The following is a 23,387-nucleotide window of genomic DNA, read 5'->3' as shown; positions in this document are numbered from 1 at the left end:
AAACTTAATTGATTTTCATGTTTAAAAAGATACTCATTGCTAACCGGGGTGAAATCGCATTACGTGTGATCAGGACCTGCCGGGAAATGGGAATTAAAACCGTAGCGGTTTATTCCACAGCCGACCGCGATAGCCTTCATGTACGATTTGCTGACGAAGCAGTATGCATAGGGCCTCCTCCAAGCAGACAATCTTACCTAAGTATACAAAATATCATTTCAGCAGCGGAAGTTACCGGCGCGGACGCAATCCATCCCGGGTACGGATTCCTGTCTGAAAATGCTGAATTCTCCCAGATATGTGCCGATTATGGCATTAAATTCATTGGCGCAACTGCTGCGCAGATCAATGGAATGGGTGATAAAGCTACTGCAAAAGCGACCATGATCGCAGCTGGTGTTCCGGTAGTACCAGGCTCAGAAGGATTACTGGAATCTGTTGAACAAGGCAAAAGATTGGCCGAAGGAATTGGCTATCCGGTGATCGTGAAAGCGACGGCCGGTGGTGGTGGACGTGGAATGCGTATCATTAACAAGCCCGACGAGTTCGAAAAGGCCTGGAATGATGCCCGTACTGAATCTGCTGCTGCATTTGGCAACGACGGTTTATACCTCGAAAAATTTGTAGAAGAGCCGCGTCACATTGAAATCCAGATCATCGGAGATCAGTTTGGTAAGGTTTGCCACTTGTCAGAGCGCGACTGTTCTATTCAGCGTCGCCATCAGAAGCTGGTTGAAGAAACACCTTCTCCTATCATTACCCCCGAACTTCGCGAAAAAATGGGTGCAGCTGCTATCAAAGGAGCGCAGGCCATTGGTTATGAAGGGGCCGGTACCATCGAGTTTTTGGTGGACAAGCACGGTGATTTCTTTTTTATGGAAATGAATACCCGTATTCAGGTTGAACATCCTATTACGGAAGAAGTTACCGATTTCGATCTAATCAAAGAGCAAATCAAAGTTGCTGCGGGTGAACCGATTTCCGGTGTTAATTACACGCCTAAGCTTTTTGCAATGGAGTGCCGTATTAATGCCGAGGATCCTGGAAACGGTTTCAGACCTGCTCCTGGAAAAATCACCAATCTGCACTTCCCTGGTGGACACGGCGTACGTATCGATAGTCATGTTTACAGCGGCTATACTATTCCGCCTAACTATGATTCCATGATCGCGAAATTGATCGTAAGTGGTCAGTCGCGCGAAGAGGTGATCACCCGTATGAAGCGTGCATTGCAGGAATTTGTGATCGAAGGGATCAAAACTACGATCCCATTCCACATTAAACTAATGGACGATGCAGGATTCAAATCAGGAAATTTCACGACGAAATATCTTGAAACATTTGACTTCTCGTCGTTGAAAGGATAACATTTCAATATCAATAAAACAGCCAGCCGAAGTGATTCAGCTGGCTGTTTTTATGGGGTCAATGGTCTATTACTCAATCGATGCCAACATTTTTTGCGTAGCATCCAATCCCTCTTTTATGGTTCTTACAGATGGTGTGCCGTGATAGTATCCAGCCAAATGCAAAGTATCGTAGGCCTCGTTCAGATAGGACAGTAAAGTCTTGTTATATTTTCTCAATCTATTTCGGTATTCATCAATACTTTTAGGTTTGATAAATTTATTCCCCTCTTTCCTCAAAAGGTACTGATCAGCAATCATCAAGGCCGCATTGTAAGCCGTACCGGACGCCATCTGAACATATTTGATGTCTCGATACTCATTTCCTTCCTTTTTTGCCTTCGTACTGAGAATTTCCTTTGCGTTCGCTAGGTAGCGGCTAATTTCCTGATTGGGTTCCATGTGTGTATTGATAGATAAAAGTTTAAATACCAGTCTTTAAATGCTAAGTTACGATAAAAAGTTATCGTGGATTCATTGATATCCGTGTACCTGGTATTCCAAGTCTGCTAGGCATTTTCAGCGTATACGGTCGATTAAAGGCCTTTTGATTAACCTTAAAATGATCTGCAAGCTTTCTGATGACTTCTTTTGACATTCCCTTTCTGTAATGTAAAATATCAGAAACGTAACCTTTGCTTACATTAAGCAAGTCTACAACATCTTTTGCCCTCATTTCATGTTCATTCATGAGGGATTGAAGTAGTGTAACAGGGTCAACCTCTCCGAATGTATCGTTTTCAGAATCATACTTTTCAATCAAAAGCGTAAGTAGCTCAATTTCGTCAATATTCTCATCTGAATTTTGACCTATCAACAGCTCTTCCAATGCATTACAATAATCCTTGTACTGCTTGCCGTCTTTTATTATCCTATATTTTAGTGTTTCCATAATTTAAAACTGATTAACCGTATACTGCTCGCGGTTCTTGCATAAAACAGTGTAATCCGAATGCGTACCAATCCAGCAAACAAATAAATGGACATGTTTCTGGCCAAAAACGTACTTCGCTATCAGCCGATAGTTATTTCCTCCAATGTTAAACACAACCCTGTTCGTTCCGTCTCCTAGCAAATCCGCAGAGCCGAAAGTAGCCTTGACATGCTCTGGCTGTGTCCAGTCGGCATATTTCAACTTATTCAACCAATCCTCGCAAGAAGGTTTGCTCTTTGCATTACTTCTCACAAAATCCTCAATGCTTTTCTTTTTTATAAGATGTACTTTCATCAAATGTGTGTATAAATGTAGCAAAAGTTCTGCAAAAGAGAACTTTTGTAATAGTAAAAAGCCCGGAATATCCGGGCTTTTAGAAAAACTTAATTTATACTACTACACTACCTGCGGCAGTGAATATGGGGCGCGGTACTTTCTGGTCAGGTACTTGTTCGCGTCATCGTCTCCTACAAACTTCTCAGTCTTAGGATCAAATGTCAGCGCTCTTCCTGTTCTGTAAGCGATATTACCCAAATGTGCCAATCCTGACGAAAGATGAGCAGTTTCAACCGGTCCATTGAGTAATGAAGGATCTTTCGCTACTACTGCATCAATGAAGTTTTTGTAGTGATCGCCTCCTGCTTTGCGTGTTGGCCCAGGTTTCTTTTCCTTACCCAAAAACGTTTCGTAATAGTCATACCCTTTTACAACCATATATCCCTCCGAACCATAGAATATGTTTCCGATACCAGCACCGCCTTCATCGTTGGTCATCCAGGGACGTACTTCAAACTCAATGATCTTTTTCTCTTTTGGATAAATAAATGAAGACGTCAGCAACTCAGGTGTTTCCTTCGCATCATTCCACAAAAACTTGCCTCCCGACGATGTGATCTTCTCGGGAAAGCTATCGACGCCCAGCCCCCACATACACATATCCGTCTCATGAATTCCCTGGTTTCCAATATCACCATTTCCGTAATTCCAATGCCAGTGCCAGTCATAATGCACATAGTTTTTGGAGAACGGCTTCATTTCGGCCGGACCTGTCCACAGGTCATAATTAAGCCCTGCCGGTATCGGCTCGGTACCTTTGTCGCCAATATCAGGTCTCCATTTGTACACAAGCCCTCTCGCCATGTAAACATTTCCTATCAACCCGTCACGCAAGTGTTTTACAGCCTCTTTTAACGCTTCTGAACTTCTCAATTGCACCCCGTGCTGCACCACTCTCTTGTATTTGTGTGCCGCCTCTACCAGCTTTCTGCCTTCGTGTAAATTATGGGAACCTGGTTTTTCGACATACACATCCTTCCCAGCCTGGCAAGCCCAGATAGCAGCCAGCGCGTGCCAATGGTTTGGCGTAGCTATACTAACCGCATCAATCGATTTATCTTCAAAAACCTTACGCAAGTCATTCTCAGTCTTCACTTTCTTGCCGGTTTTTTCTTCAAATTCTTTGGCCCGTTTCTGAACAATGTTGTTGTCGGGGTCGCAAAAAGTAGCTACTTCAACATTACTTAAATTATTAAAACCTTTGATATGGTCCTGTCCGCGCCCATTCACACCCAATACCGCTACACGGACCCTATCATTGGCACCGAATGCCTGAGCAGGAATAATGTAGGGAATGGAAAGCGCGACTGCCGCACCTGTTGAGTTCTTGATAAAGTCCCTTCTCGAAACTTCGTTTGGTTTTTGCATAAGAATAAGATTTAGGATTTCAGACTGGGGTTGATCATAGCTTTGGTCTGCAATCAGTTAGACGATAATTGTTACAAATGCCCTTATTGCCCCGTATTAAAAAATACTACTAAATTGCCTTTAAGTACTATACCGCTTTATATAATTTGTACAAGCCCATAGCCGCTGACAACAAGAATGGAGGCCACGCTGAACCAAAAAAACAAATCATATGTCGCTGAGGGAGAAAGCAAAACGGGTAGTTCGCGATAGCGGAACACCAGGGAAACGTAAACGATCAGGATCAATAAAATAGAGGTGGCGATTCCGCCCATAATAACCATCATGACCGGTGCCTGCAAAAACAGGAATAGAATGCACCAGACTGCCGGAAGAACCCACGAAAGTATTGCGATTGCCTTTCGCTGCTCGGCCGGCGTATCAAATTTCATCCACCCGAGCTGGCCAAACGCATCGCCCCAAACCCTCGCCCAGCTTGCCGTAGCGGTAAATAACGTGGAGTACAACACAAAAAACGCCCCTACCAGAAACAACGTCTTCGCCCAGGGACCCAATGTTTCAGTAAAAATGCGCGACAGCACTTCCACCATATGGTAACCTTCCGGCACACTTCCTCCACCATGTAAAACAGCCGCGCCCAGCAAATAAAATGCCGCAGTAACGATGGTATATACGACCATAGAAAGCACCGCATCCAGGTACATTACTTTAAACCAACCTTTTGCCCGCTCAGCCCATTGCAAGCTGCCGTCATTTGGTCCCGCATAAGCCGCATACCCCTTTTCAATGCACCAGTAATTGTAGTACATAATCTCGTCGCCGCCCACACCGGTAATGCCAAATGCGCCAAAAGCCATGGCCACCATACCCACCGGCAGTGAAAATTGCAGGCCCGTTTTCAGCTGGTCCCAGTGAATAGCGTATTTCGTTTCCTGCAAGAGCAGCAATGAGAGCAGAATGACCACTGTAAACAGAATAATCATTACCAGAGCCCCCTTTTCAATGGGCCCATAGTTACCGCGATATACCAGAAAAGATGTTACAAGTACGGCGATAATCGCCCAGATATTGACAGAAATAAACGGGAAACCCATATTCAGTACGATGGCTACTCCCCCAACGATACCGCCTACCTGCAACAATTTCAACCCTTGTAAAGACAGCCACAGCCAAATGCTCCAATGTGATTTTCCCCATTTTCCGCCAGGCAGCTGATTGAAATTATGCATGATAAAAGTGCCTGTATAAATGGCATTTTTACCGAATTCCAGCTGTAATGCCACTTTCGCAAGGCAGCTTACTATGATTAGCCAAAACATAACAAAACCTGCTTTGGCACCTAAGGCAGTAGTAGCGATGAGTTCCCCCGAACCTACAACGGCGGCGGAGAGAATAAAGCCAGGACCAAGGTAACGGATTCTTTCTGAGATGGTTGAGGGAGGTGTCAGTATCTGAGCCATGGAGAAATGATTTATAGCCAAAAGCCATTTCTCCGTCGGGGTTACTGTCTGGGGATTTGTTTTTCATTCCAATTCCCCAGACAGCTAAATCTCAAAGATTCCCTACTGCCTGATGGATCTGCTTGACAGTATCCACGTAATTATCTTCACTAGGCAGACCAAAAAGTGACTTTTCTTTAATGATCTGGGCTACATTTTCGGGTACGAGTTTTTCCCAGCCGGGCTCCCCTCTTTTTATTTTTTCAAGCACACTGTCGGTCGTAATGTGCATGTGCTCTTTGTTATAATTCACAATATCCTCGATTTTGTCATTAATGATCAGATATTGAAACAATGGCCGCAGGTGATCAGGTACAATGAAGTTTTCACAACTGTAAACCGATCCGTCAGGCTGCAATGTAGGGTAAATGAACAACTTTACCTTCCGGCTGAACAAAGTTGCAAAGGATTCAAGGATACCTCCCGGAAGAAATTCATAATGCTTTTCTTCAAAAATATCCTGCAAACTCGGGCTGCCAAGCAAAAGGCCCGCTTTCAACTTGGTCAATCTCGACAGATAGGCCACCAGACGGTAATATTCGTGGTGGTTGGAGATCATTACCATGTGCCCGAGCGAGCACAGAATGTCCACACGGTCCAGAAAATCCTTTTCGTCAATATCCCGGTCACCGCCTTTCAGATTGTGCAAAGTAAGCTCCGAGATCAGTACAACTTTGGATTCATCAACATCGGGCTCTGCCAGAAATTGCTTCTGTCCATTGCTGATCAGGTCAATGTGCACATTGGTGATCGGCCTCAGGCGGCCACGCAACATGAGAATGTGCTTTTTGTACAATGCCTCCGAAGGTTGCAGCACCCCACCGTCACTACCAAACAATGCAGCATCCGTAAAACCGTTTTTCACCAATCTCAGGCTCATCAGACGGTTGTCCACTTTCGAGAAATCCGGCCCGCTGAAACGTACCATATCAATTTCAATCCGGTCGGTCGTCAGGTTATCCATGAGCGACAGCAACAGAACCTCAGGTGATTTATAGTAGAAAAAGCAGCCATACATCAGATTGACCCCGATAATACCAAGTGCCTGCTGCTGAAGAACATTCTCATCGTCACGCATTCGCACGTGGATCACCATATAATTGGTAGGCCCCATCGGTGTGAGCTGAAACTGCAACCCGATCCATCCGTGAGACTCATTGGTCTTCTGAAAATTGAGCGCAACAACTGTATTGGCAAAGGCAAAAAATTGACTGTCAGCGCCCCGCTTTTCCGAAAGTCGCTTTTCAACCAGATTATATTCCCGGTTCAACATTTTCATCAACCGGGACTCCACTACATATCTTCCTCCCTCTTCGGTCCCATATATTGCATCACTGAACGTCATGTCATAGGCAGACATCGTTTTGGCAACTGTACCAGACGCCCCGCCGGCCTTAAAAAAGTACGCAGCTGTTTCCTGTCCCGCGCCTATCTCAGCGAATGACCCGTAAATCCTGCGATCTAAGTTAATTCTCAACGCTTTCTGTGTTGTACCAAGGTTCTTTTCGTACATAACTTTATATTAGTAAGTTGAAAAGCTTTACATGTAAATATAAGAAAAATACACTTATCACATAAGCACATCTACCTCTCTTCTGGTAGAAGAATGGAAAAGTTCTATAATTTATTACTATAAACAATTTGCCTTACAGCTTCGTTACCATGACTTCCGATCCTTGCTATTTATTTACTTATGGCACGTTAATGCGGGGATTCAGCAACCCTTTCGCTGAAAAACTGCATGCGCTTTCCTCCTACGAAGGCAAGGGTTATTTCAATGGTCTTTTGTACCGGATTACCTGGTACCCCGGCGCCATTTATGAAGAAAAATCTGACAGTAAAGTGTACGGGGAGATTTATCGGCTCACACCAGGTACCGAACTGATCAAAGATCTGGATGAATATGAGGATGTTTTTGAAGACGAAGCAGCGAGCTTGTATGTTCGCCGGGTCGTTCCGGTAACCACGGAATCGAAGTCCGTCATTCCTTGCTGGGTTTATTTATACAATCAGCCGGTTAAAGATTGTGCATTGCTCAGCGACGGCCTTTTTCGCGGCTAGCCTCTGATACTTTCTCCAATCACGCGCAGCCCGTCGAGCGTCAGTTTTCTGTCTATTTCAACAAATTCATCCCGCAATGTGTCGATAATGGAGGACAGCCCACCCGTGGCGACTGCGATGCATTCACCGCCAAGCTCAGTTCGGATGCGATGCAGCAATGATTTCACCAAACCTTCATATCCTAATAAAATACCAGCCTGAATGGCCTCTGTCGTGTTTTTCCCAATAGCCGAAGAAGGAAGTTCCAGAGGCACCTCGGGCAGTTGCGCGGTGTTGGCAAACAATGCTTTTACCGCCGTAATCAGGCCCGGCAGAATGGCAACTCCCAATATTTTCCGGTCCTTCGAAATCGTTGTGAAAGTAAGTGCCGTACCAAAATCAACCACGACGCAATTTTCTTGGTAACGGTTCATAACGGCTACTGCATTGGCGATCAGGTCCGCGCCGATTTCATGCGGATGGTCTATCGCGATGGAGAGGCCCGGGTAAATGTCCGGCCCGACTACGATAATATCCTCTCCGAAAAGTGACCGGAGCATTTTTAGTATTGCCGGGGTCAATGCCGGTACTACGCTACTCAGCACAACCGTCTCCACGTCACCGAACCAAAGTCCTGCTTCCAGAAAATGCAGCCTCAGTTTGGATTCATAATGTACCTCATTCTCTTGTACAAGCGATCTGGTGCGCCAAATATAATCCCAGTCACCGGATTGATATAGCCCAAAAACAGTATCTGTGTTTCCAACGTCGACGGCTAAAAGCATAATGAAGAATTTACATCCGCAAGCAAAATAAAGGCATTATTCAAATAAAACTTCATGATGATATTGATTTACATCTGTTTCTTTTTGATTATCCATAATTTTAACAAAAAAATGAAGCCGCAGATAAGACCTGCTAATTCATGTCGATCGCTAAATATCTGTTATCAAGAAGTTATATGCACCTTTCCATTCGTTATGGGTCTATTTTACTGAGTTTCTTACTTGCTTATCTTCCTTTCAAAGGTCATGCTCAGGCTATTCCGGAGTGGCAGGACCCGCAGGCGATCAGTATCAATACGGAAAAACCGCGAGCTGATTTCACTCCATACCCCAGTGAAAAAGCGGCGCTGCTCATGGATAAAAAGACCCCATATGTACGCTCATTGAATGGTACATGGAAATTCAAATGGGCATCGCATCCTTCCAAAGCACAGCTTAATTTCTACGATCCCAAGGTTTCGGATGCCAACTGGGAAACTATTCCGGTACCGTCCAACTGGCAGGTCTTTGGTGCCAGGGAAGGCCGTAATTACGACCGTCCGATATTTACCAACATCAAACATCCATTTAAAGCCAATCCTCCCCGCATTACCGCCGATACCAACTCGGTAGGGATGTACAGAACTTCGTTTACAGTTGGTGAAGACGCAAAGGAAAAGCAGATCTTTTTACAGTTTGGAGGAGTTCAGTCTGCCTGTTATGTGTGGCTCAATGGTGAGGCGATCGGCTACCACGAGGACGGAATGACCCCGTTTGAGTTTGATGTAACTGCGGATATTAAGCCTGGGATTAATCAGCTGGCAGTGGAAGTGATCAACTGGTCGGACGGAAGCTACCTCGAAGACCAGGATTACTGGCGGTTATCGGGCATTTTCAGGGATGTTAACCTGCTTGTCCGGCCGAAAGTAATATTGACAGACTATTCGGTAAGGACCATCCTGGATGCAAATCATGAGCACGCAACATTGAAATTAAGTGCTTTTGTGAAAAATTACGGAGCCGAAGCCATTCATGCACACCAGGTCTTATTTACACTTTATGACGCTAATAAATCAGTTGTAGCAACTCCGGTAAGTCAGATGCTGGGAACTTTGGAACCATCCAGGGAGGGATCTGTGCGGGTAGAAATACCGGTTTCCAATCCAGCCAAATGGAGTGCGGAGATACCAAACCTGTATACCCTCTCGATCCAGCTTATGAATTCAGATGGTAAGGTGATCGAAGCAGCGAGCCAGCGCGTAGGGTTCAGGGATGTGAGGGTCAAGGGCGGGCAGCTGCTCGTTAATGGAAAAGCGATTACCATTAAAGGCGTAAACCGCCACGAATTCGACCCGGAAACGGGCAGGGTGATCAGCCGCGAATCCATGATCCGGGACATTACATTGATGAAGCAAAATAACATTAACGCCGTACGGACGTCACATTATCCCAACACCTCGGAATGGTACGATCTCTGTGACCAGTACGGCCTTTACGTAATCGATGAAGCCAACATTGAAAGTCACGAACTATGGAGCCGCAACGTGATCCTGGCCGACAATCCGCAATGGCGGTCGGCGTTTCTCACACGTGGAAATGCAATGGTGGAGCGGGATAAAAACCATCCTTCGGTGATTATCTGGTCTTTGGGGAATGAATCGGGAATGGGGCAGAATTTTGCTGATATGGGTGATTTTATCCGTCTCGCCGACCCTACCCGACCTATTCACTACGAAGGTAGAAAGGATTACAAACCCACTACATTGAGCAGTTTCGACATTATTTCGGTCATGTATCCTTCCACACAGGATATGATCGAGTTAGTGAAAAAAGATAAAACGCGGCCATTGATCGTGTGCGAATATGCGCATGGGATGGGTAATAGCATCGGTAATCTGAAAGAATACTGGGACATAATCGAAAAGTACCCGACTATGCAGGGCGGCTTCATCTGGGACTGGGTGGATCAGGGGTTGAAATTGAAAAAAGCAGACGGCAGCACTTATTGGGATTATTTCAATTACATCGACGGCGCCAATGCAGGTGACGGACTGGTAAATCCCGACCGTACTCCTCAACCCGAGCTGAATGAAGTTAAAAAGGTGTATCAATATGTAAAATTCGAGGCTGCTGACACATTAAAGCCCGGCCAGAAACAGATCACCATTCATAATACCTTCGACTTTCAGACTTTACAGGGTTACGAGCTGGTGTGGACATTGCAGGAAAACGGCAAGGCGGTGGGCAAAGGAGGTACCATTGCAAATCTTAACATTCCGGCAAAACAAAAACAGCAGATCACCATTCCTTACGAACTGCCAGCCAATGGCAAACCACACGGTGAGTATTTTCTTAATCTGAGTTTAAGATTAAAAGACGCTAATCTCTGGGCGCCAAAAGGGCATGAAGTCGCCTGGCACCAGATACCAGTTGTTAAACCTTCTACACCGCTGCCTAACCTGAGCCTATACAGCGAAAAACCGCTCCGGGTTGCTCAGATTAGTTCGGGAAAAGTTCAGATCAGCGGGCAGGATTTTTCTGTAACGTTTGACAAAAGTGCCGGAAGAATGATCTCTTTCAAAAATAAGAAGGAGGAAATGCTTGAAAAAGGCCCTTTCCCTAATTTCTGGCGGGTACCTACTGATAACGATGAAGGCGGCGGAGCCAAAAGTTACGCAACGCGCTGGCGTGAAGCGGGTCTGGACACATTGGAAATAGCTTCGTCCGATATTAAAACACAAAGACTGACTGCCCAGATTTACAGAGTTACTCTTAACCAGACATTGAAGAGCCTGAAAGGACAACTGGAAGTCGTTTCGGAGTATATGGTTTACGCCTCCGGCGACATTTACGTAAAAAATAGCCTTACACCGACTGGTGAATGGCCGGTACTTGCCAAAGCCGGCATGCAGTTTCAAATGCCTGCTACTTTCAACAAAACACAATGGTACGGCAATGGTCCGCACGAGACCTACGCTGACCGGAAAACCAGCGGAAGAATAGGCCTGTACCTAGGCTCGGTGGCAGATCAGCATTTCCCGTACATTACACCACAGGAAAACGGCAACAAGACCAATGTCCGCTGGGCAACCGTCACCAATCAGGAGGGGCTTGGATTAATGGCGATCAGTGACTCGGTATTCAACTTCAACGTTCATGACTATACGGATAAGGATTTGCTTGCTGCCAAAAAACGCGGCGCAACGCTTAGCCGGGGCACCGCCACAACCGTGAACATTGACATGGCACAAATGGGGCTTGGCGGAGACGACAGCTGGTCACCGCGTGTACATGAGGCTTACTTGTTACCCGCCAAAACATACTCTTACGCATTCAGATTGAGGGCCATTGAAAGTACCAGCAATATTGATCAGCTGGCCGGGACGAAGCTTCCTTACACCAGCAAAACTTCCTCCGGTGAAACGGTAAGCGCGGACAATGATGCGACTGCGGTTACCGAAGAGGAGCTTGCCGAAGAGGAGGAAGTGAAAGCGCCTGTTAGGAAAACAACTGTCAGAAAGGCTCCTGTTCGTAAAAAAGTGGTTAAGAAGAAGTCTTCTCGCAGGCGCCGCCGGAGATAATAAAAAGACTTGCCAAGTCTTGGAGACGGGGTCGCCTAGACTTGATAAGTCTCGTTCCTTTCGCTTTACTTTTTATAGGGAGTCAGCACGTAATTCGCTTTCACGCTGATCACCTGTGCAATTTTCACAAAAACAACACTGGGAACTTCGATATTGTGGTCAACCAGCGCCACATTGAAGTCAGAAGTAATGGAGATCTTACCTCCTTCGATCTTCATTTTACCATTGATCGTCCTTTCTTTCGTCACGCCATGAACGGTGAATTTGCCGGTCGCGGAGAGATCATATTGCCCGTCTTTGGTATAATCCGGTGCCTTATCGACCTTCCCGCTGAATGTTGCCGTCGGATATTTCACCGATTCAATGTAGTTTTCATTGAAATGCTCCTGCATCAGCTTATTGGGAAATACAAAATCACGCATGTTCATCCTGATCGCAATCTCATTGTTCGCGGTGTTCAGTATGGCCTGCGACTTTTTATTCTCTGCCTCGATATTTTCCAAAGGCGTCGATGCCGAGAAACGGGTACTCCCTGCGGTAGTTGCGAACATGCCTCCCTGCGCCGAAACCTGAACTGAATGCAAAGTGATACCTAGCAGGGTTGCGAAAACCATGCGAAAGAAATACGTTTTCATAGTATGTTATTCGTGAGTTGGCTTCTTTTTATTCTTTTTGTCAAAACTGAAAGTCCGGGAAATATTAAACCCGTAGTGGATATCCCCTTTGCCCCAGGTACCGGCTGTTTCGCCAATAAACTGTTTTTCGATCATCCCGAGGGAATTGGTAAAATGAAGCTGAAAAACGTGGCCGCCGGTCTCTATATCCACTCCAAAAGACATTGAATCGTAGTAGGGAGCATTCACAGTGTTTTTCTCCCGGGCAGTATAAAAGTACTCTCCGTTGAGGGAAACACGTTTTGAAAGCTTAAACCTGCCTCCTATGCCTACCGCCAGCAACACTTTTTCATCGCCGGTCACATCCGGGTGATTGCGGTGCAAGTAGGTTGGCGACAATTGCAGGGAAAGCCTTTCGCCAAATTTCCGTGCGATCAGGACTTGGGCCGTATAATAAAGTTTGTCCTGAAATTCCAGCTCTTTATTCACCGTCGTGATACCCATTCCTCCAAACAGCGTGACCGAAACAGGTATGTTCCTGGCGCCGCTGCTTTGTTTCAGCAATTTATATTTACCAAAAAAGTCATAGACTTTCTGAGATGTACTTCGTCCCACGCCGATCATCAGATCGTCGGTGAGCCCGTATTCAAATCCCATACGCATGGAAGCCTGGTCGAGGCCGAAGAACTGATAAGCTCCTGAATTAAGCTTTCCAAAACGGTGAGATATTCGGAAATCAAGATGCTTTTTCTTCATCGTTTCAACCGACTGCCCATTGACCACCCTGGTGGATTTGAACGTGGCCGTCACCGGGATCGTTTGAGCGCTATCCTGCTTGGAAAGCTCGCCCAGCAAATCATCCTGGGCATAGAGTATGGTTGAAGTTGAACAAATCAACATCATTACGAGGCGGAGAATTTTCATAATAATAGGTGACTAGGCCTTCACTGTCAATGTTTTTCCGTCGGCGGAAAGGGTTACGGTATAAGTTTTAAGGGGTGCCGGGGCCGGGCCCTGAGTCACAGTTCCTGTAATCGAATATTCAGAGCCGTGGGTTGGACACATAATGTCGTTCGAGGACTTTCTGTATTGCACCGGATTTCCCTCATGCGTGCATATCTTGGTCAGGGCAACATATGTACTATTCGTAGTAAATGCAACCAGAACGTCTCCGAATATCTTATATTCTCCCGCTGTTTTGAGTGAAGAATTGATCGTGAGGTCCACAGTAAAATTAATTGAGCCGCCCGTGGTAGTGCCCGTTACGCCTGTTCCTCCTCCCGGATTTGGGTTCGGATCGACTGGATCGGGATCGTCGTCTTTGGAGCCGCAGGCTGTCATAGTGGTTCCGAGGCAGTAAAATGCCATTAATGTTGAGGTGCTCAGCCCAAGGCTTCTCAGGAACTGGCCTCTTTTCATTTTGTCTTGCGTTGTAGTCTCCATAGTGAACAATGAATGGTAAAAAAATTAGCAGATATAATTCGGCAATCGGATTGCGCCAATCGGATTGCGGCAATCGCATTGCGGCAATCGCATTGCGGGATTATCTAAAAGCAGGCGTGTAGCGCAGGGATAGCCACATACCGGTAGTAATGAGGTTGACTTTACCGTAGCCAACACCTTTCAAGGGAATTCGAATGTACGGCTCGGCAAGGATAGAAAGTTTTCTGGTAATCGTTCGTTCATAACCGACCGAAGCATTTAAATGACTAAAAAGGGACCAGCCGGTATTCTTATCTTCCCATCCGTGTTTCTGGCCATAAACATATTTCTTATATCGGTATGCATACTTTTCTTTTTGAAAATAGTAAGACGAAAATCCGGTACCTGCGAACCACCTTGAATGGGCCTTTTGAACAAAATCGTAGCGAAATCCTAGTGGCACTTCTATCATCGTGCAAGTTCCATCTACGCCATAGGGTGTATTGATCTGAGTGACATATGAACTCAGTTCGTATTCGCTGCCTAATGCATAATAGTCTTTCACACTCCTGGCTACTCCCGTCTGGAGATACAGTTTTTTTGAGATGCCATATTCAAACAACAGCGAAAAAGCGGATCCGGGCTTAACGAGGTTTTTAAATCCAACCGAAGTCAAATCGGGGGAATAGCCAAGCCTTACAGCCCATTTAGGAGATTCTACAATCTCATCCTCTTTCGATTTCTCCGCATATGCGTCTTTCAATGCTTCATCCCGGACTGGCAGTGCGATAATCGCCGGATATGGAATCGTGTTGTCCAATTTCAACGCCCTGTTATTCAGGTTCGCTGCGGAAATCAATGTTCTTTCATTTTGCTCCACATTGGTAACCCCATTGGAACCAATAGCCTGCCTTGCCCCAAGTTCGGAGGCACTGGTTCCGCTGGAGTCATTTTTGCGAACCTTATTAGTTACTTCGAGTGAAAGAGCCCCGTCGCCTCCTTCCACCTTTGAGCGGTTAGGCTCTAAGTACACTCCGCCTGCCTTAGATAGGCTCCGGGGCAATAATGTCCTGCTTTTTTTAACAGCAGCCTTTAAATCTGATTCTGAGGAGGATTCCGGAGTACGGTTGTCCTTTGCAATTATTCTTTTACGCGTTACTTTCTCTGTTAAAGTTGCTTTTTCAAGATTCGAGGTGGCATTTTTCAAATCTGAAACCTTGCTTTCCTCTGCAATAATGTCACTGCTTACCGGCTGCTCTTCGCTGGCAATAGCTGTTCCTTTTTCCGGTAAAACTTTTTCTTCTGCCTCCGAAGGAATGTCCTCATCCTGACTTGCTATTTTCTGGCCATGTTTTTCTACATCCGCCAGTTTCGGCTCAGTCAGCCCGGAAACCGTTTCGATCTTATTTTTCGCTTCACTCTCACCATCATTACCCAGCAAATAATAGGATGCGATACCGCCAGGGATCATTAGCAGCAGTAGCCCCAACGGCCACCACTTCCTGAACCACGCGGCCGGAGTCCTTCCATCCGTCTCATCCAGACGTTTTTTCAGGTTATTCCAATCTTCCGGATCAAATTGTGGATCAAACTCTTCTGATGACTTTCTGAAGAGTTTATCCAGTTCGTCATCTGGTAACTCTATCATAATTGTCAATATTAATTTTGGACAACATCTCTCTCAATTTTTCCCTTGCACGCGACAAATTTGATTTTGACGCCCCCACTGAAATGTTCAACTGTTCTGCAATTTCTTCGTGTGTATAGCCGTCAATCACAGATAAACTAAAAACAATCCGGTAAGAGGGTGTAAGTCTTTGAATCAAAGACATCAGCTCATCATGTGAAAGCTTGGCTATCACGGTTTCGTCCACAGAAACCTGTTCCGCTACTTCCACGTCGTCAAAAACGTCTCTGCGAACTTCCTGTCTGTAATGGTCCAGCGCTGTGTTAATCATAATTCTTCCCAACCAGGTTTTAAAAGAACGGCTTGAATCAAAACTTTCCAGTTTTGTAAAAACCTTCATAAATCCATCGTTGAGAATCTCTTTTCCCTCTTCCCTGCTCCGTGTATAGCGTAAACAAATGCTCATAGCATAGCCGTAAAACTGTTTATACAACAGCTCCTGACTGCGGCGGTTTCTCTGTAAACAGCCGTCGAGTAGTTCAATAAGAACGGCGGAGTTATACTCGGGCATGCTATTTGCTTTTTTACCCTAATACGACTGAATTAAAAACAGGGTTGCTTGAAAACACAAGAATTTTAAAATATTTTATAATCTCCTGATTTTTTGTTCATAACGCAATGCGCAAACCGAAAAAACTCAAAATCTGACCGGCGGAAAAGTGGGCCAGTTATTCCGGAGTCGGAGGGAAAGTTGATATTATATTCAGCGGATCCAATTTAATCCAAACCGTCCAACCGGCCCTGAATGTACACACACACAACTACCGACTTTCAAAAAAAAGCACCTGCCAGGCTTCATGAATTAGATGCACTTAGAGGTATCTCAGCGTTCAGCGTTATGCTTTTCCATTTTACGATCAACGCGAACAAACAAAAGCTTGGGTGGGCATTCAACTCCGGCGTCACAGGGGTAGATATTTTCTTTATGATCAGCGGATTTGTCGTATTTCTTTCAATTTCAAAAATTAAAAATTGGCAAGACTTTGTAGTCAAGCGATTTGCCCGATTATACCCGGCATTCTGGTCTTGCTTACTGATCACTGTTTCCTTTGTCCTGCTCTTTGAACCAGAGAACATCAACGCGTTCAGTGTGCTTGCCAATGCGACGATGGTACCTTCCTATTTTAGTGTGGAAGATCTGGACGGCTCGTACTGGACGCTTGTGATCGAACTTACCTTCTATTTCTGGATATTGATTATTCATATTTTCAAAGGAATAAATCGCATTGAGTACATTGGTTTCTTCACGATTTGGGCTGTGATTGCCTTTCACGAATTTACATTGTTTTATCCCAATAGCTATCTCTCAGTAACCCAAAAAGTCCAGTTAGTCAATCATTTTCCCCTATTCTATTCCGGAATATTGTTTTACAACATGAAAAACAAGCCGAATTGGCAAAGGTATATTCCCCTGATACTTTGTAGCCTATTTGCTTCATTCTATCTGCACGACAAAGGCGGCAGGTCGCAATATATAGTGTCAGCCCATTTGCACTATCTCCTGATCACTTTGTTTCACCTGATTTTTGCCCTTTTCTGCCTGGACAAGCTTCGTTTCTTAAAATTTCCGCCACTCTTATTTTTGGGCAAAATTTCCTACTGCCTGTATCTCATCCACCAGTATGTCGGACTCCGGCTAATTTCAACATTCACGGATGATTTTCGCATCAACATTTACTTCTCACTCTCTCTAAGTATCACGATATGCATTTCGATAGCCTATCTGGTCAACCGTTTCGTTGAGAAGCCTTGCAATCGGCTCATCAGAAACTATTATAGTAAAAAGTTTGCGGACAACATTCGAGAAAACAATATCAAAGAAATGCGTTTGCCGCCGGGATGCGCATGACGCCGCACATCCTTACCTACTCACTTGTTTGAGTTAATTGTCTATTTTTACCTTCAGATTCTTGTGAAGTCCACACAATTGGACCAGCAAATACAATATTGATCTCGAATGGCCAACAGTGAAAATGACAGTGATCGGATTTCTCCTTTAAAAATAAGGAAAATGAGCTGGCAAGGGTTGAAAATCACCCTAGACCTTTTTAAATACCTGAGACCTTACAGAGGTACATTCATTGTAGGGCTAATATTTCTGGCCCTTTCGACCGGTACTTCACTCGCTTTTCCAAAACTCGTCGGCAGCATTATTGAGGTCATCGAGGGAAAGTCGAAATACACGATCAACCAGATCACCCTCTTGCTTTTTGTAATCCTGATCTGCCAGGCCGTATTCTCCTATTTCCGGATTTATTTGTTCACCAAAGTCAGCGAGCTGGCGATGAACAATATCCGTTCTGATGTTTTTAGTAAAATCATCACATTACCCATTTCATTTCTGGAACAGCGTCGTGTCGGGGAACTCACAAGCCGCATTACTTCCGACGTTTCGCAGCTACAAGGCCTGCTATCATTCACATTGGCTGAAATATTCCGCCAGGTAGCGACATTAATTGTCGGAATATCGATCCTGTTTTACACTTCCTGGAAACTTACGCTTTTCATGCTTGCTACCTTCCCTGTACTGGTGGTAGCCTCGGTATTTTTCGGGAGGCATATGAGAAAGCTTTCCCGCAAGGCGCAGGACGAGCTCGCAGCCGCCAATGTGGTGGTCGAGGAAACATTACAATCTGTGAATGTCGTAAAGGCATTTACCAACGAACCTCTCGAAATAAACCGTTACAAAACTATTCTTCAACGCGTGGTGGACTTGTCGCTCTACGCGGCTACATTCCGGGGAGGTTTCGTTTCATTTATCATTTTTGCATTGTTTGGCGGTATCGTCGGGGTGGTATGGTACGGCGCCGCGTTGGTTCAGGCGGGGGAATTCGGTCTTTCGGATCTTTTTACTTTTATCCTGTATACCACATTCATAGGCGCATCCATTAGCGGAATGGGCGATTTGTACGCACAGATCAACAAAACCATCGGAGCGTCGGAACGTATTTTCGAGATCCTGGAAGAAACACCCGAGATTTCCGTCGAGGAAGCATTGAATGCACAGCCCAGCCTCATCGAAGGAAATATTACTTACGACAACATCCACTTCTCTTACCCATCGCGGGCCGATCTGCCGGTACTGAAGGGAATATCGTTTCACATTAATGCAGGAGAAAAAATAGCGCTGGTAGGATACAGTGGCGCAGGTAAGTCGACAATCATCCAGCTGCTCATGCGTTTTTATGACTACCAGTCTGGTGAAATCCTCGTCGACGGCAAGTCGATTCATGACTATGGAATTTCCGAGCTGCGGAAAAACATTGCCATTGTTCCACAGGAAGTAATGCTTTTTGGAGGGACTATCTACGAAAACATTGCCTACGGAAAACCCACAGCTTCCCGGGAAGAGATTCATGACGCGGCCCGAAGAGCGCACGCATCCGAATTCATCAACACATTTCCCGAAAAATATGAAACCATTGTGGGCGAGCGGGGGATCAAGTTATCAGGCGGTCAGCGCCAGCGCATTGCCATTGCGAGGGCGATCCTCAAAGACCCCAAAATCCTTATTTTAGACGAAGCCACAAGCTCTCTTGACGCAGAATCAGAAAAACTGGTACAAATTGCGCTCGACGAGCTTATGAAAAACCGTACAACCATTGTCATAGCACACCGGCTGGCCACTATCCGCAAGGTGGACACTATTTATGTTATCCGGGAAGGACGTATTGCAGAGTCAGGTTCACATCAGGAATTAACGCTTTTGGATAACGGTTTATATGCAAACCTGATCAAATTGCAGTTTGAAACCGCTGAAAGTAATTAATGGAAAATAAATCAGATTCAATTTCTTCAAAGCAATTCTTTGAAACCGAGCTTCAAAAGGCTGGCATAGCAGAGACCGAAGCCCATAAAAAATTTAATATGCTCGCGATTGCCCGGCTTTCGGTATTTGCCGGAATGCTGGTTGTGGGCTGGCTTTGGAATAAAACCGGTCAGCCGTGGTTTGCAGTAGCGATTTTTATTTTGCTTGTCGCATTCCTCGTCCTGATGCGTCGCCAGCAGGCTGCCAAAAGAAAAAGGGATTTCCAAAGAAACCTGCAGTCCGTGAATGAGGACGAGCTGGAAAGGCTTGCATTTCGATTCAAAAGGCCGGATACAGGCATTCAGTTTCAGGAAAAAGACCATGCTTACGCCTCCGACCTGGACATATTCGGTGAATACTCGCTCTACAAACTTCTGAACCGTACCCGAACCGCCGAGGGAAGCCGCAGGTTATCAAACTGGCTAAAAAATCACGCAACACCAGAGGAAGTATCGTCTCGCCAGGCTGCCGCAGCGGATTTCAAAAAACATCCTGAACTTATCCAGGAGTGGGAAGCGACTGCGCTGTTACACGAACACGCAGCTGCGCAGGTAGGAGCGTTCCGTGCGTGGGCAACCGAAGTGCTTCCCGCCAACCTTACATCCACATTACGCTTGCGATGGCTCCCGCTGGCAACGCTGGCGGTTGGCATACTGGTACTGGCCAAAATGGTCCCAGGTTATCTCTTTTTACTCGGGCTTGGCGTTCATCTGATCATTCTCAAACGATTTCAGGCCGAAATACAATCCATTACCAATCGCACGACATCACTCGGCCAAACACTGGTTGCATATTCTGACCTTTTGCAAAACGCTGAATCGGCACCTTATGATAGCCCCTGGTGGCAGCAAAGAAAAGCATCCATTCACGGTTCCGCGCAGGCATTAAGCAAAGCCGGAAGCCTTTTTGAAAAACTCGATTACCGTAATAATCCATTCTTTTCACTTTTTGTAGGCATACCCACGCTTTGGGACGTACATTGCCTGGCCGGACTGGAAAGCTGGAAAAAGGCCAACCATGCAAAGTTGGCCGACTGGCTGAATGCTTTGGCTGATACCGAAGCCATGAACAGTCTCGCCGGACATGCTTTTGCTAATCAGGATTATGTGATACCAAATGTCGTTTCTCAAAACGATACATGGATAGAGGCCAACATCATGGGACATCCGCTGATCCCGTCCGAAAAACGGGTCAGCAACAGTTTTGCCATGAATGGTACAGGTCATACGATTCTGGTTACGGGTTCCAATATGTCAGGTAAAAGTACATTTTTAAGAACGATCGGCTTGAATATGGTGCTCGCGCAGATGGGCGCCGTAGTGAGTGCGGCAAGTTTTACGTGTTCGCCTATGCGTGTGTTCAGCAGCATGCGTACGCAAGACTCGCTGGAAGAAAGTACTTCATCATTTTACGCAGAACTGAAAAGGCTTCGAAAACTTCTGGAACTGGCCGATGAGCATACCGACGCACCGGTTTTCTATTTGCTGGATGAGATTTTGAAAGGTACCAATTCCTCTGACCGTCACCGCGGGGCCGAAGCACTGATCCGACAGCTGCATTCCAAAAATGCATCCGGGCTGGTATCGACACATGACCTGGAATTGGGTGAATGGGGTGCTACTGAAAATTATGTGCACAACTACCACTTCCGCTCGGATGTAGAAAACGGTCAGCTGCACTTTGACTATCGGCTGCATGAAGGAATTTGCAGGAGCTTTAATGCTTCCGAATTGATGCGTATGATGGGCATTGACATTGATTTACCTAATAAAAATGCACTGGCTTAGTCTAAACAGGCATTTTTAATGATATAACAGGATTTACGTAACTTTACTGATTACATTTACGTTTTCAATGCTGAGTAAAGTGACTGCGGCGAAGATGAATGACATGAGTGCCCGAAAAATAAACCAATAACGATTACAAAAACCTGGATGGAAGTATTAATAATGGCAGGACAGCTCATTCTGGGCTTGTCAATTTTGGTAGGATTGCATGAGTGGGGCCATATGGCTACCGCAAAGATGTTTGGAATGAGGGTTGAAAAATACTTCATAGGTTTCCCCCCAAAAATATTCAGTATCCAGAGAGGTGAAACAGAATATGGAATAGGTGCAATCCCGTTAGGAGGGTTTGTCAAAATATCAGGGATGATCGACGAATCCATGGACACTGCGGCGATGAGCCAGGAACCACAACCGTGGGAATTCCGCTCAAAACCAGCCTGGCAGCGTCTAATCGTGATGTTAGGGGGTATTATCGTCAATGTCATTGTAGGGATCTTCATTTTTATAGTGATTGCTTACAACGAAGGCGACAAATTCCTTTCGATGAACGAGGTAAATAAGTACGGAATTGTGGCGGGTGATATGGCTGGTGAAATTGGCCTAAAGACCGGCGATAAGATCGTTAAAGTGAACGGTAAACCGATTAAAAACTTCAATGAAGTGATCAGTTCGGAGGTTTTCCTGGGCAGCAACAGCTCTTACACCGTGAACCGTGACGGAAAAGATGTTGAAATAGACATTCCTAATAATTTTATTGAAAAGCTTTCTGATCCTGAAGAAAAGGGAAATTTCATCCGTCCGCTCGAACCATTTGTGATTGGCGAACTGGTACCGTCATCTCCTGCGCAAAAAGCGGGCATGCTGACCGGCGACAAAGTAGTATCTATCGATGGCAAGCCCGTTCACTTCTTCCATCAGCTTCAGGAAGAACTGCAGCGTCTGAAAAACAAGAAGACGACCCTGATCGTACAACGTGGTTCTCAGGAAAAAACATTGACCCCGACCATTTCGGAAGATGGGACATTGGGTTTTTACCCAAAAAGCCTTCTGAATTACACCGCGGTGGAATATACCCTGGGTCAAGCGATTGTAGTGGGGACCGAGGATGCATTCGGAGTGGTGTTTAACTATGTAAAAGGATTTGGCAAGATATTCCGTGGCGAAGTATCTGCGTCAAAAGCATTGAGCGGCCCTATCGGTATTGCGAGAATGTTCGGCGGCGTTTGGGACTGGGGACGGTTCTGGAGCCTGACTGGCTTACTTTCCATTGTACTCGCATTCATGAATGCGCTTCCTATTCCTGCACTGGACGGCGGTCACGCGGTAATTCTTTCTTACGAAATAGTTTCGGGCAGAAAACCATCTGATAAATTCCTTGAAAATGCGCAGAAAGTCGGTATGGTACTGTTACTGGGACTAATGGCTTTTGCAATTTTCAATGATGTTTGGAAAGCAGTATTTTGAGTGATTTGAAAGGGAGAATGAAAATAGGAACCAAGGGATTGATGTTAAAGCCGGGACATTTTGGTCTTTTCAGGCGGGTATCACCCTATTTCTTATTTGCATTCTCCCTTCTTCTTTTTTCGGCAGCGCCAAAGCATGACTACCATGTAAGTGTCACGCAAATGCAATATAATCCGGCGCTCAAATCTTTCGAGATCAGTATCCGGCTATTTACTGACGATCTCGAAAAGGGTTTGTCACACAGTAATGGCATGCAACGTATCGTTATAAAAAACGGCGATAAGAACGATGCATTGATAGAGCAATATATCCGAAAATCATTTGTACTTACGGATAGCCAGAAAAAACCGGCCAGCATACATTATATCGGGAAGGAACAAGAGGAGGATGCAACGTGGGTTTACCTGGAAGTGCCAATACACGGCCCCTGGGATGGTTACAGGCTGCAAAATAGCACTTTGATGGAAGTATTTGATGACCAGGTCAACATGACCAATGTAAAATACGCTTCTGAAAAAAAGACTTTCCTCTTCAAAAAAGGGCAAACCGTTCAAAATATTTAGACGTTTGTCCATTAACTAAATGGGCCTGACACGCTGATTGTGGCATGGCTATTTTGTTATATATTCCCTTTCTTTTGAAAGTCATTATTTATATATTGGGAAAAGATTATCTGT

At 45.4% G+C, this 23,387-nt stretch carries 20 protein-coding genes; 8 read left to right on the top strand and 12 right to left on the bottom strand.

All coding sequences use genetic code 11. The features are described 5' to 3' along the window. Positions 1-17 precede the first annotated feature (17 nt). Positions 18-1,367 (top strand): acetyl-CoA carboxylase biotin carboxylase subunit, encoded by a 1,350-nt coding sequence (gene accC, locus ON006_RS26995; protein WP_244821298.1) that lies wholly within the window; start codon positions 18-20, stop codon positions 1,365-1,367. Positions 1,368-1,436: 69 nt separating this feature from the next. Here the strand turns inward: accC and ON006_RS26990 are convergent, their stop codons facing one another. The 6 genes from ON006_RS26990 to ON006_RS26965 form a co-directional block, all read right to left on the bottom strand. Then, complete coding sequence (locus ON006_RS26990) at positions 1,437-1,808, bottom strand: DUF5618 family protein (protein ID WP_244821297.1); 372 nt, start codon at positions 1,806-1,808, stop codon at positions 1,437-1,439. Positions 1,809-1,869: 61 nt separating this feature from the next. Then, the gene (locus tag ON006_RS26985; protein WP_244821296.1) at positions 1,870-2,298 is read right to left on the bottom strand and encodes a helix-turn-helix domain-containing protein; all 429 of its coding nucleotides are present in this window, start codon (positions 2,296-2,298) and stop codon (positions 1,870-1,872) included. Between the two features lie 3 nt (positions 2,299-2,301). After that, positions 2,302-2,634 carry a type II toxin-antitoxin system HigB family toxin gene (locus ON006_RS26980; RefSeq protein ID WP_244821295.1) on the bottom strand — a complete coding sequence of 111 codons (333 nt, stop codon included), beginning with the start codon at positions 2,632-2,634 and terminating at the stop codon, positions 2,302-2,304. Positions 2,635-2,736: 102 nt separating this feature from the next. Next, positions 2,737-4,044, bottom strand: a complete 1,308-nt coding sequence (locus ON006_RS26975; RefSeq protein WP_244821294.1) for a Gfo/Idh/MocA family protein — start codon at positions 4,042-4,044, stop codon at positions 2,737-2,739. Positions 4,045-4,181: 137 nt separating this feature from the next. After that, a complete protein-coding gene (locus ON006_RS26970; protein ID WP_244821293.1) occupies positions 4,182-5,504 on the bottom strand; it encodes an Nramp family divalent metal transporter in 1,323 nt (440 codons plus the stop codon). Positions 5,505-5,595: 91 nt separating this feature from the next. Continuing rightward, positions 5,596-7,056 carry a TonB-dependent receptor gene (locus ON006_RS26965; RefSeq protein ID WP_244821292.1) on the bottom strand — a complete coding sequence of 487 codons (1,461 nt, stop codon included), beginning with the start codon at positions 7,054-7,056 and terminating at the stop codon, positions 5,596-5,598. 149 nt (positions 7,057-7,205) lie between these two features. On the opposite strand from ON006_RS26965, the gene ON006_RS26960 reads away from it, so the two are divergent. Beyond that, entirely contained in the window at positions 7,206-7,604 is a 399-nt protein-coding gene (locus tag ON006_RS26960) for a gamma-glutamylcyclotransferase family protein (RefSeq protein WP_244821291.1), read from the top strand. On the opposite strand, the gene ON006_RS26955 is transcribed toward ON006_RS26960, so the two are convergent. After that, the gene (locus tag ON006_RS26955; protein WP_244821290.1) at positions 7,601-8,368 is read right to left on the bottom strand and encodes a type III pantothenate kinase; all 768 of its coding nucleotides are present in this window, start codon (positions 8,366-8,368) and stop codon (positions 7,601-7,603) included. The two genes, ON006_RS26960 and ON006_RS26955, sit on opposite strands and share 4 nt — an antisense overlap. 140 nt (positions 8,369-8,508) lie before the next feature. Between ON006_RS26955 and lacZ the strand changes: the two genes are divergently transcribed. Then, entirely contained in the window at positions 8,509-11,928 is a 3,420-nt protein-coding gene (gene lacZ / locus ON006_RS26950) for a beta-galactosidase, LacZ type (RefSeq protein ID WP_244821289.1), read from the top strand. Between the two features lie 65 nt (positions 11,929-11,993). Here the strand turns inward: lacZ and ON006_RS26945 are convergent, their stop codons facing one another. From ON006_RS26945 to ON006_RS26925, 5 genes are all read right to left on the bottom strand, one after another. Further along, positions 11,994-12,563: a YceI family protein gene (locus ON006_RS26945; RefSeq protein WP_244821288.1), complete on the bottom strand. Its 570-nt coding sequence runs from the start codon at positions 12,561-12,563 to the stop codon at positions 11,994-11,996. Positions 12,564-12,569: 6 nt separating this feature from the next. Further along, positions 12,570-13,466 (bottom strand): DUF5777 family beta-barrel protein, encoded by an 897-nt coding sequence (locus ON006_RS26940; RefSeq protein ID WP_244821287.1) that lies wholly within the window; start codon positions 13,464-13,466, stop codon positions 12,570-12,572. A 12-nt stretch (positions 13,467-13,478) separates the two neighbouring features. After that, complete coding sequence (locus ON006_RS26935; RefSeq protein WP_244821286.1) at positions 13,479-13,985, bottom strand: QcrA and Rieske domain-containing protein; 507 nt, start codon at positions 13,983-13,985, stop codon at positions 13,479-13,481. A 100-nt stretch (positions 13,986-14,085) separates the two neighbouring features. Beyond that, positions 14,086-15,612, bottom strand: coding sequence for a porin family protein (locus tag ON006_RS26930; protein WP_244821285.1), 1,527 nt, complete (start codon positions 15,610-15,612; stop codon positions 14,086-14,088). Further along, positions 15,593-16,162, bottom strand: coding sequence for an RNA polymerase sigma factor (locus ON006_RS26925; RefSeq protein ID WP_244821284.1), 570 nt, complete (start codon positions 16,160-16,162; stop codon positions 15,593-15,595). Before ON006_RS26925 ends, ON006_RS26930 begins: the two co-directional genes overlap by 20 nt. A 234-nt stretch (positions 16,163-16,396) precedes the next feature. Here ON006_RS26925 and ON006_RS26920 point away from each other — a divergent pair, with 234 nt between their 5' ends. From ON006_RS26920 to ON006_RS26900, 5 genes are all read left to right on the top strand, one after another. Further along, a complete protein-coding gene (locus ON006_RS26920) occupies positions 16,397-17,500 on the top strand; it encodes an acyltransferase family protein (RefSeq protein ID WP_244821283.1) in 1,104 nt (367 codons plus the stop codon). 108 nt (positions 17,501-17,608) lie between these two features. After that, positions 17,609-19,420, top strand: coding sequence for an ABC transporter ATP-binding protein (locus ON006_RS26915; protein ID WP_374760220.1), 1,812 nt, complete (start codon positions 17,609-17,611; stop codon positions 19,418-19,420). Next, complete coding sequence (locus ON006_RS26910) at positions 19,420-21,246, top strand: MutS-related protein (protein WP_244821281.1); 1,827 nt, start codon at positions 19,420-19,422, stop codon at positions 21,244-21,246. The genes ON006_RS26915 and ON006_RS26910 overlap by 1 nt, the downstream gene beginning before the upstream one ends. Positions 21,247-21,393: 147 nt before the next feature. Then, on the top strand, positions 21,394-22,710 hold the full coding sequence (gene rseP, locus ON006_RS26905; RefSeq protein WP_244821280.1) for an RIP metalloprotease RseP: 1,317 nt from the start codon (positions 21,394-21,396) through the stop codon (positions 22,708-22,710). 17 nt (positions 22,711-22,727) lie between these two features. Beyond that, complete coding sequence (locus tag ON006_RS26900) at positions 22,728-23,273, top strand: DUF6702 family protein (RefSeq protein ID WP_244821279.1); 546 nt, start codon at positions 22,728-22,730, stop codon at positions 23,271-23,273. The last annotated feature ends 114 nt before the right edge of the window (positions 23,274-23,387 follow it).

The organism is Dyadobacter pollutisoli (genome assembly GCF_026625565.1).
GTDB classification, from domain to species: domain Bacteria; phylum Bacteroidota; class Bacteroidia; order Cytophagales; family Spirosomataceae; genus Dyadobacter; species Dyadobacter pollutisoli.
The sequence above is the reverse complement of the archived record's forward strand: the minus strand, read 5'-3'. Positions and strand labels throughout refer to the sequence as shown.

Bases quoted from the DNA above. Each gene is read 5' to 3' on its own strand.
- accC (WP_244821298.1), top strand. From the start codon at position 18: ATGTTTAAAAAGATACTCATTGCTAACCGGGGTGAAATCGCATTACGT.
- ON006_RS26990 (WP_244821297.1), bottom strand. From the start codon at position 1,808: ATGGAACCCAATCAGGAAATTAGCCGCTACCTAGCGAACGCAAAGGAA.
- ON006_RS26985 (WP_244821296.1), bottom strand. From the start codon at position 2,298: ATGGAAACACTAAAATATAGGATAATAAAAGACGGCAAGCAGTACAAG.
- ON006_RS26980 (WP_244821295.1), bottom strand. From the start codon at position 2,634: ATGAAAGTACATCTTATAAAAAAGAAAAGCATTGAGGATTTTGTGAGA.
- ON006_RS26975 (WP_244821294.1), bottom strand. From the start codon at position 4,044: ATGCAAAAACCAAACGAAGTTTCGAGAAGGGACTTTATCAAGAACTCA.
- ON006_RS26970 (WP_244821293.1), bottom strand. From the start codon at position 5,504: ATGGCTCAGATACTGACACCTCCCTCAACCATCTCAGAAAGAATCCGT.
- ON006_RS26965 (WP_244821292.1), bottom strand. From the start codon at position 7,056: ATGTACGAAAAGAACCTTGGTACAACACAGAAAGCGTTGAGAATTAAC.
- ON006_RS26960 (WP_244821291.1), top strand. From the start codon at position 7,206: ATGACTTCCGATCCTTGCTATTTATTTACTTATGGCACGTTAATGCGG.
- ON006_RS26955 (WP_244821290.1), bottom strand. From the start codon at position 8,368: ATGCTTTTAGCCGTCGACGTTGGAAACACAGATACTGTTTTTGGGCTA.
- lacZ (WP_244821289.1), top strand. From the start codon at position 8,509: ATGTCGATCGCTAAATATCTGTTATCAAGAAGTTATATGCACCTTTCC.
- ON006_RS26945 (WP_244821288.1), bottom strand. From the start codon at position 12,563: ATGAAAACGTATTTCTTTCGCATGGTTTTCGCAACCCTGCTAGGTATC.
- ON006_RS26940 (WP_244821287.1), bottom strand. From the start codon at position 13,466: ATGAAAATTCTCCGCCTCGTAATGATGTTGATTTGTTCAACTTCAACC.
- ON006_RS26935 (WP_244821286.1), bottom strand. From the start codon at position 13,985: ATGGAGACTACAACGCAAGACAAAATGAAAAGAGGCCAGTTCCTGAGA.
- ON006_RS26930 (WP_244821285.1), bottom strand. From the start codon at position 15,612: ATGATAGAGTTACCAGATGACGAACTGGATAAACTCTTCAGAAAGTCA.
- ON006_RS26925 (WP_244821284.1), bottom strand. From the start codon at position 16,162: ATGCCCGAGTATAACTCCGCCGTTCTTATTGAACTACTCGACGGCTGT.
- ON006_RS26920 (WP_244821283.1), top strand. From the start codon at position 16,397: ATGTACACACACACAACTACCGACTTTCAAAAAAAAGCACCTGCCAGG.
- ON006_RS26915 (WP_374760220.1), top strand. From the start codon at position 17,609: ATGGCCAACAGTGAAAATGACAGTGATCGGATTTCTCCTTTAAAAATA.
- ON006_RS26910 (WP_244821281.1), top strand. From the start codon at position 19,420: ATGGAAAATAAATCAGATTCAATTTCTTCAAAGCAATTCTTTGAAACC.
- rseP (WP_244821280.1), top strand. From the start codon at position 21,394: ATGGAAGTATTAATAATGGCAGGACAGCTCATTCTGGGCTTGTCAATT.
- ON006_RS26900 (WP_244821279.1), top strand. From the start codon at position 22,728: ATGAAAATAGGAACCAAGGGATTGATGTTAAAGCCGGGACATTTTGGT.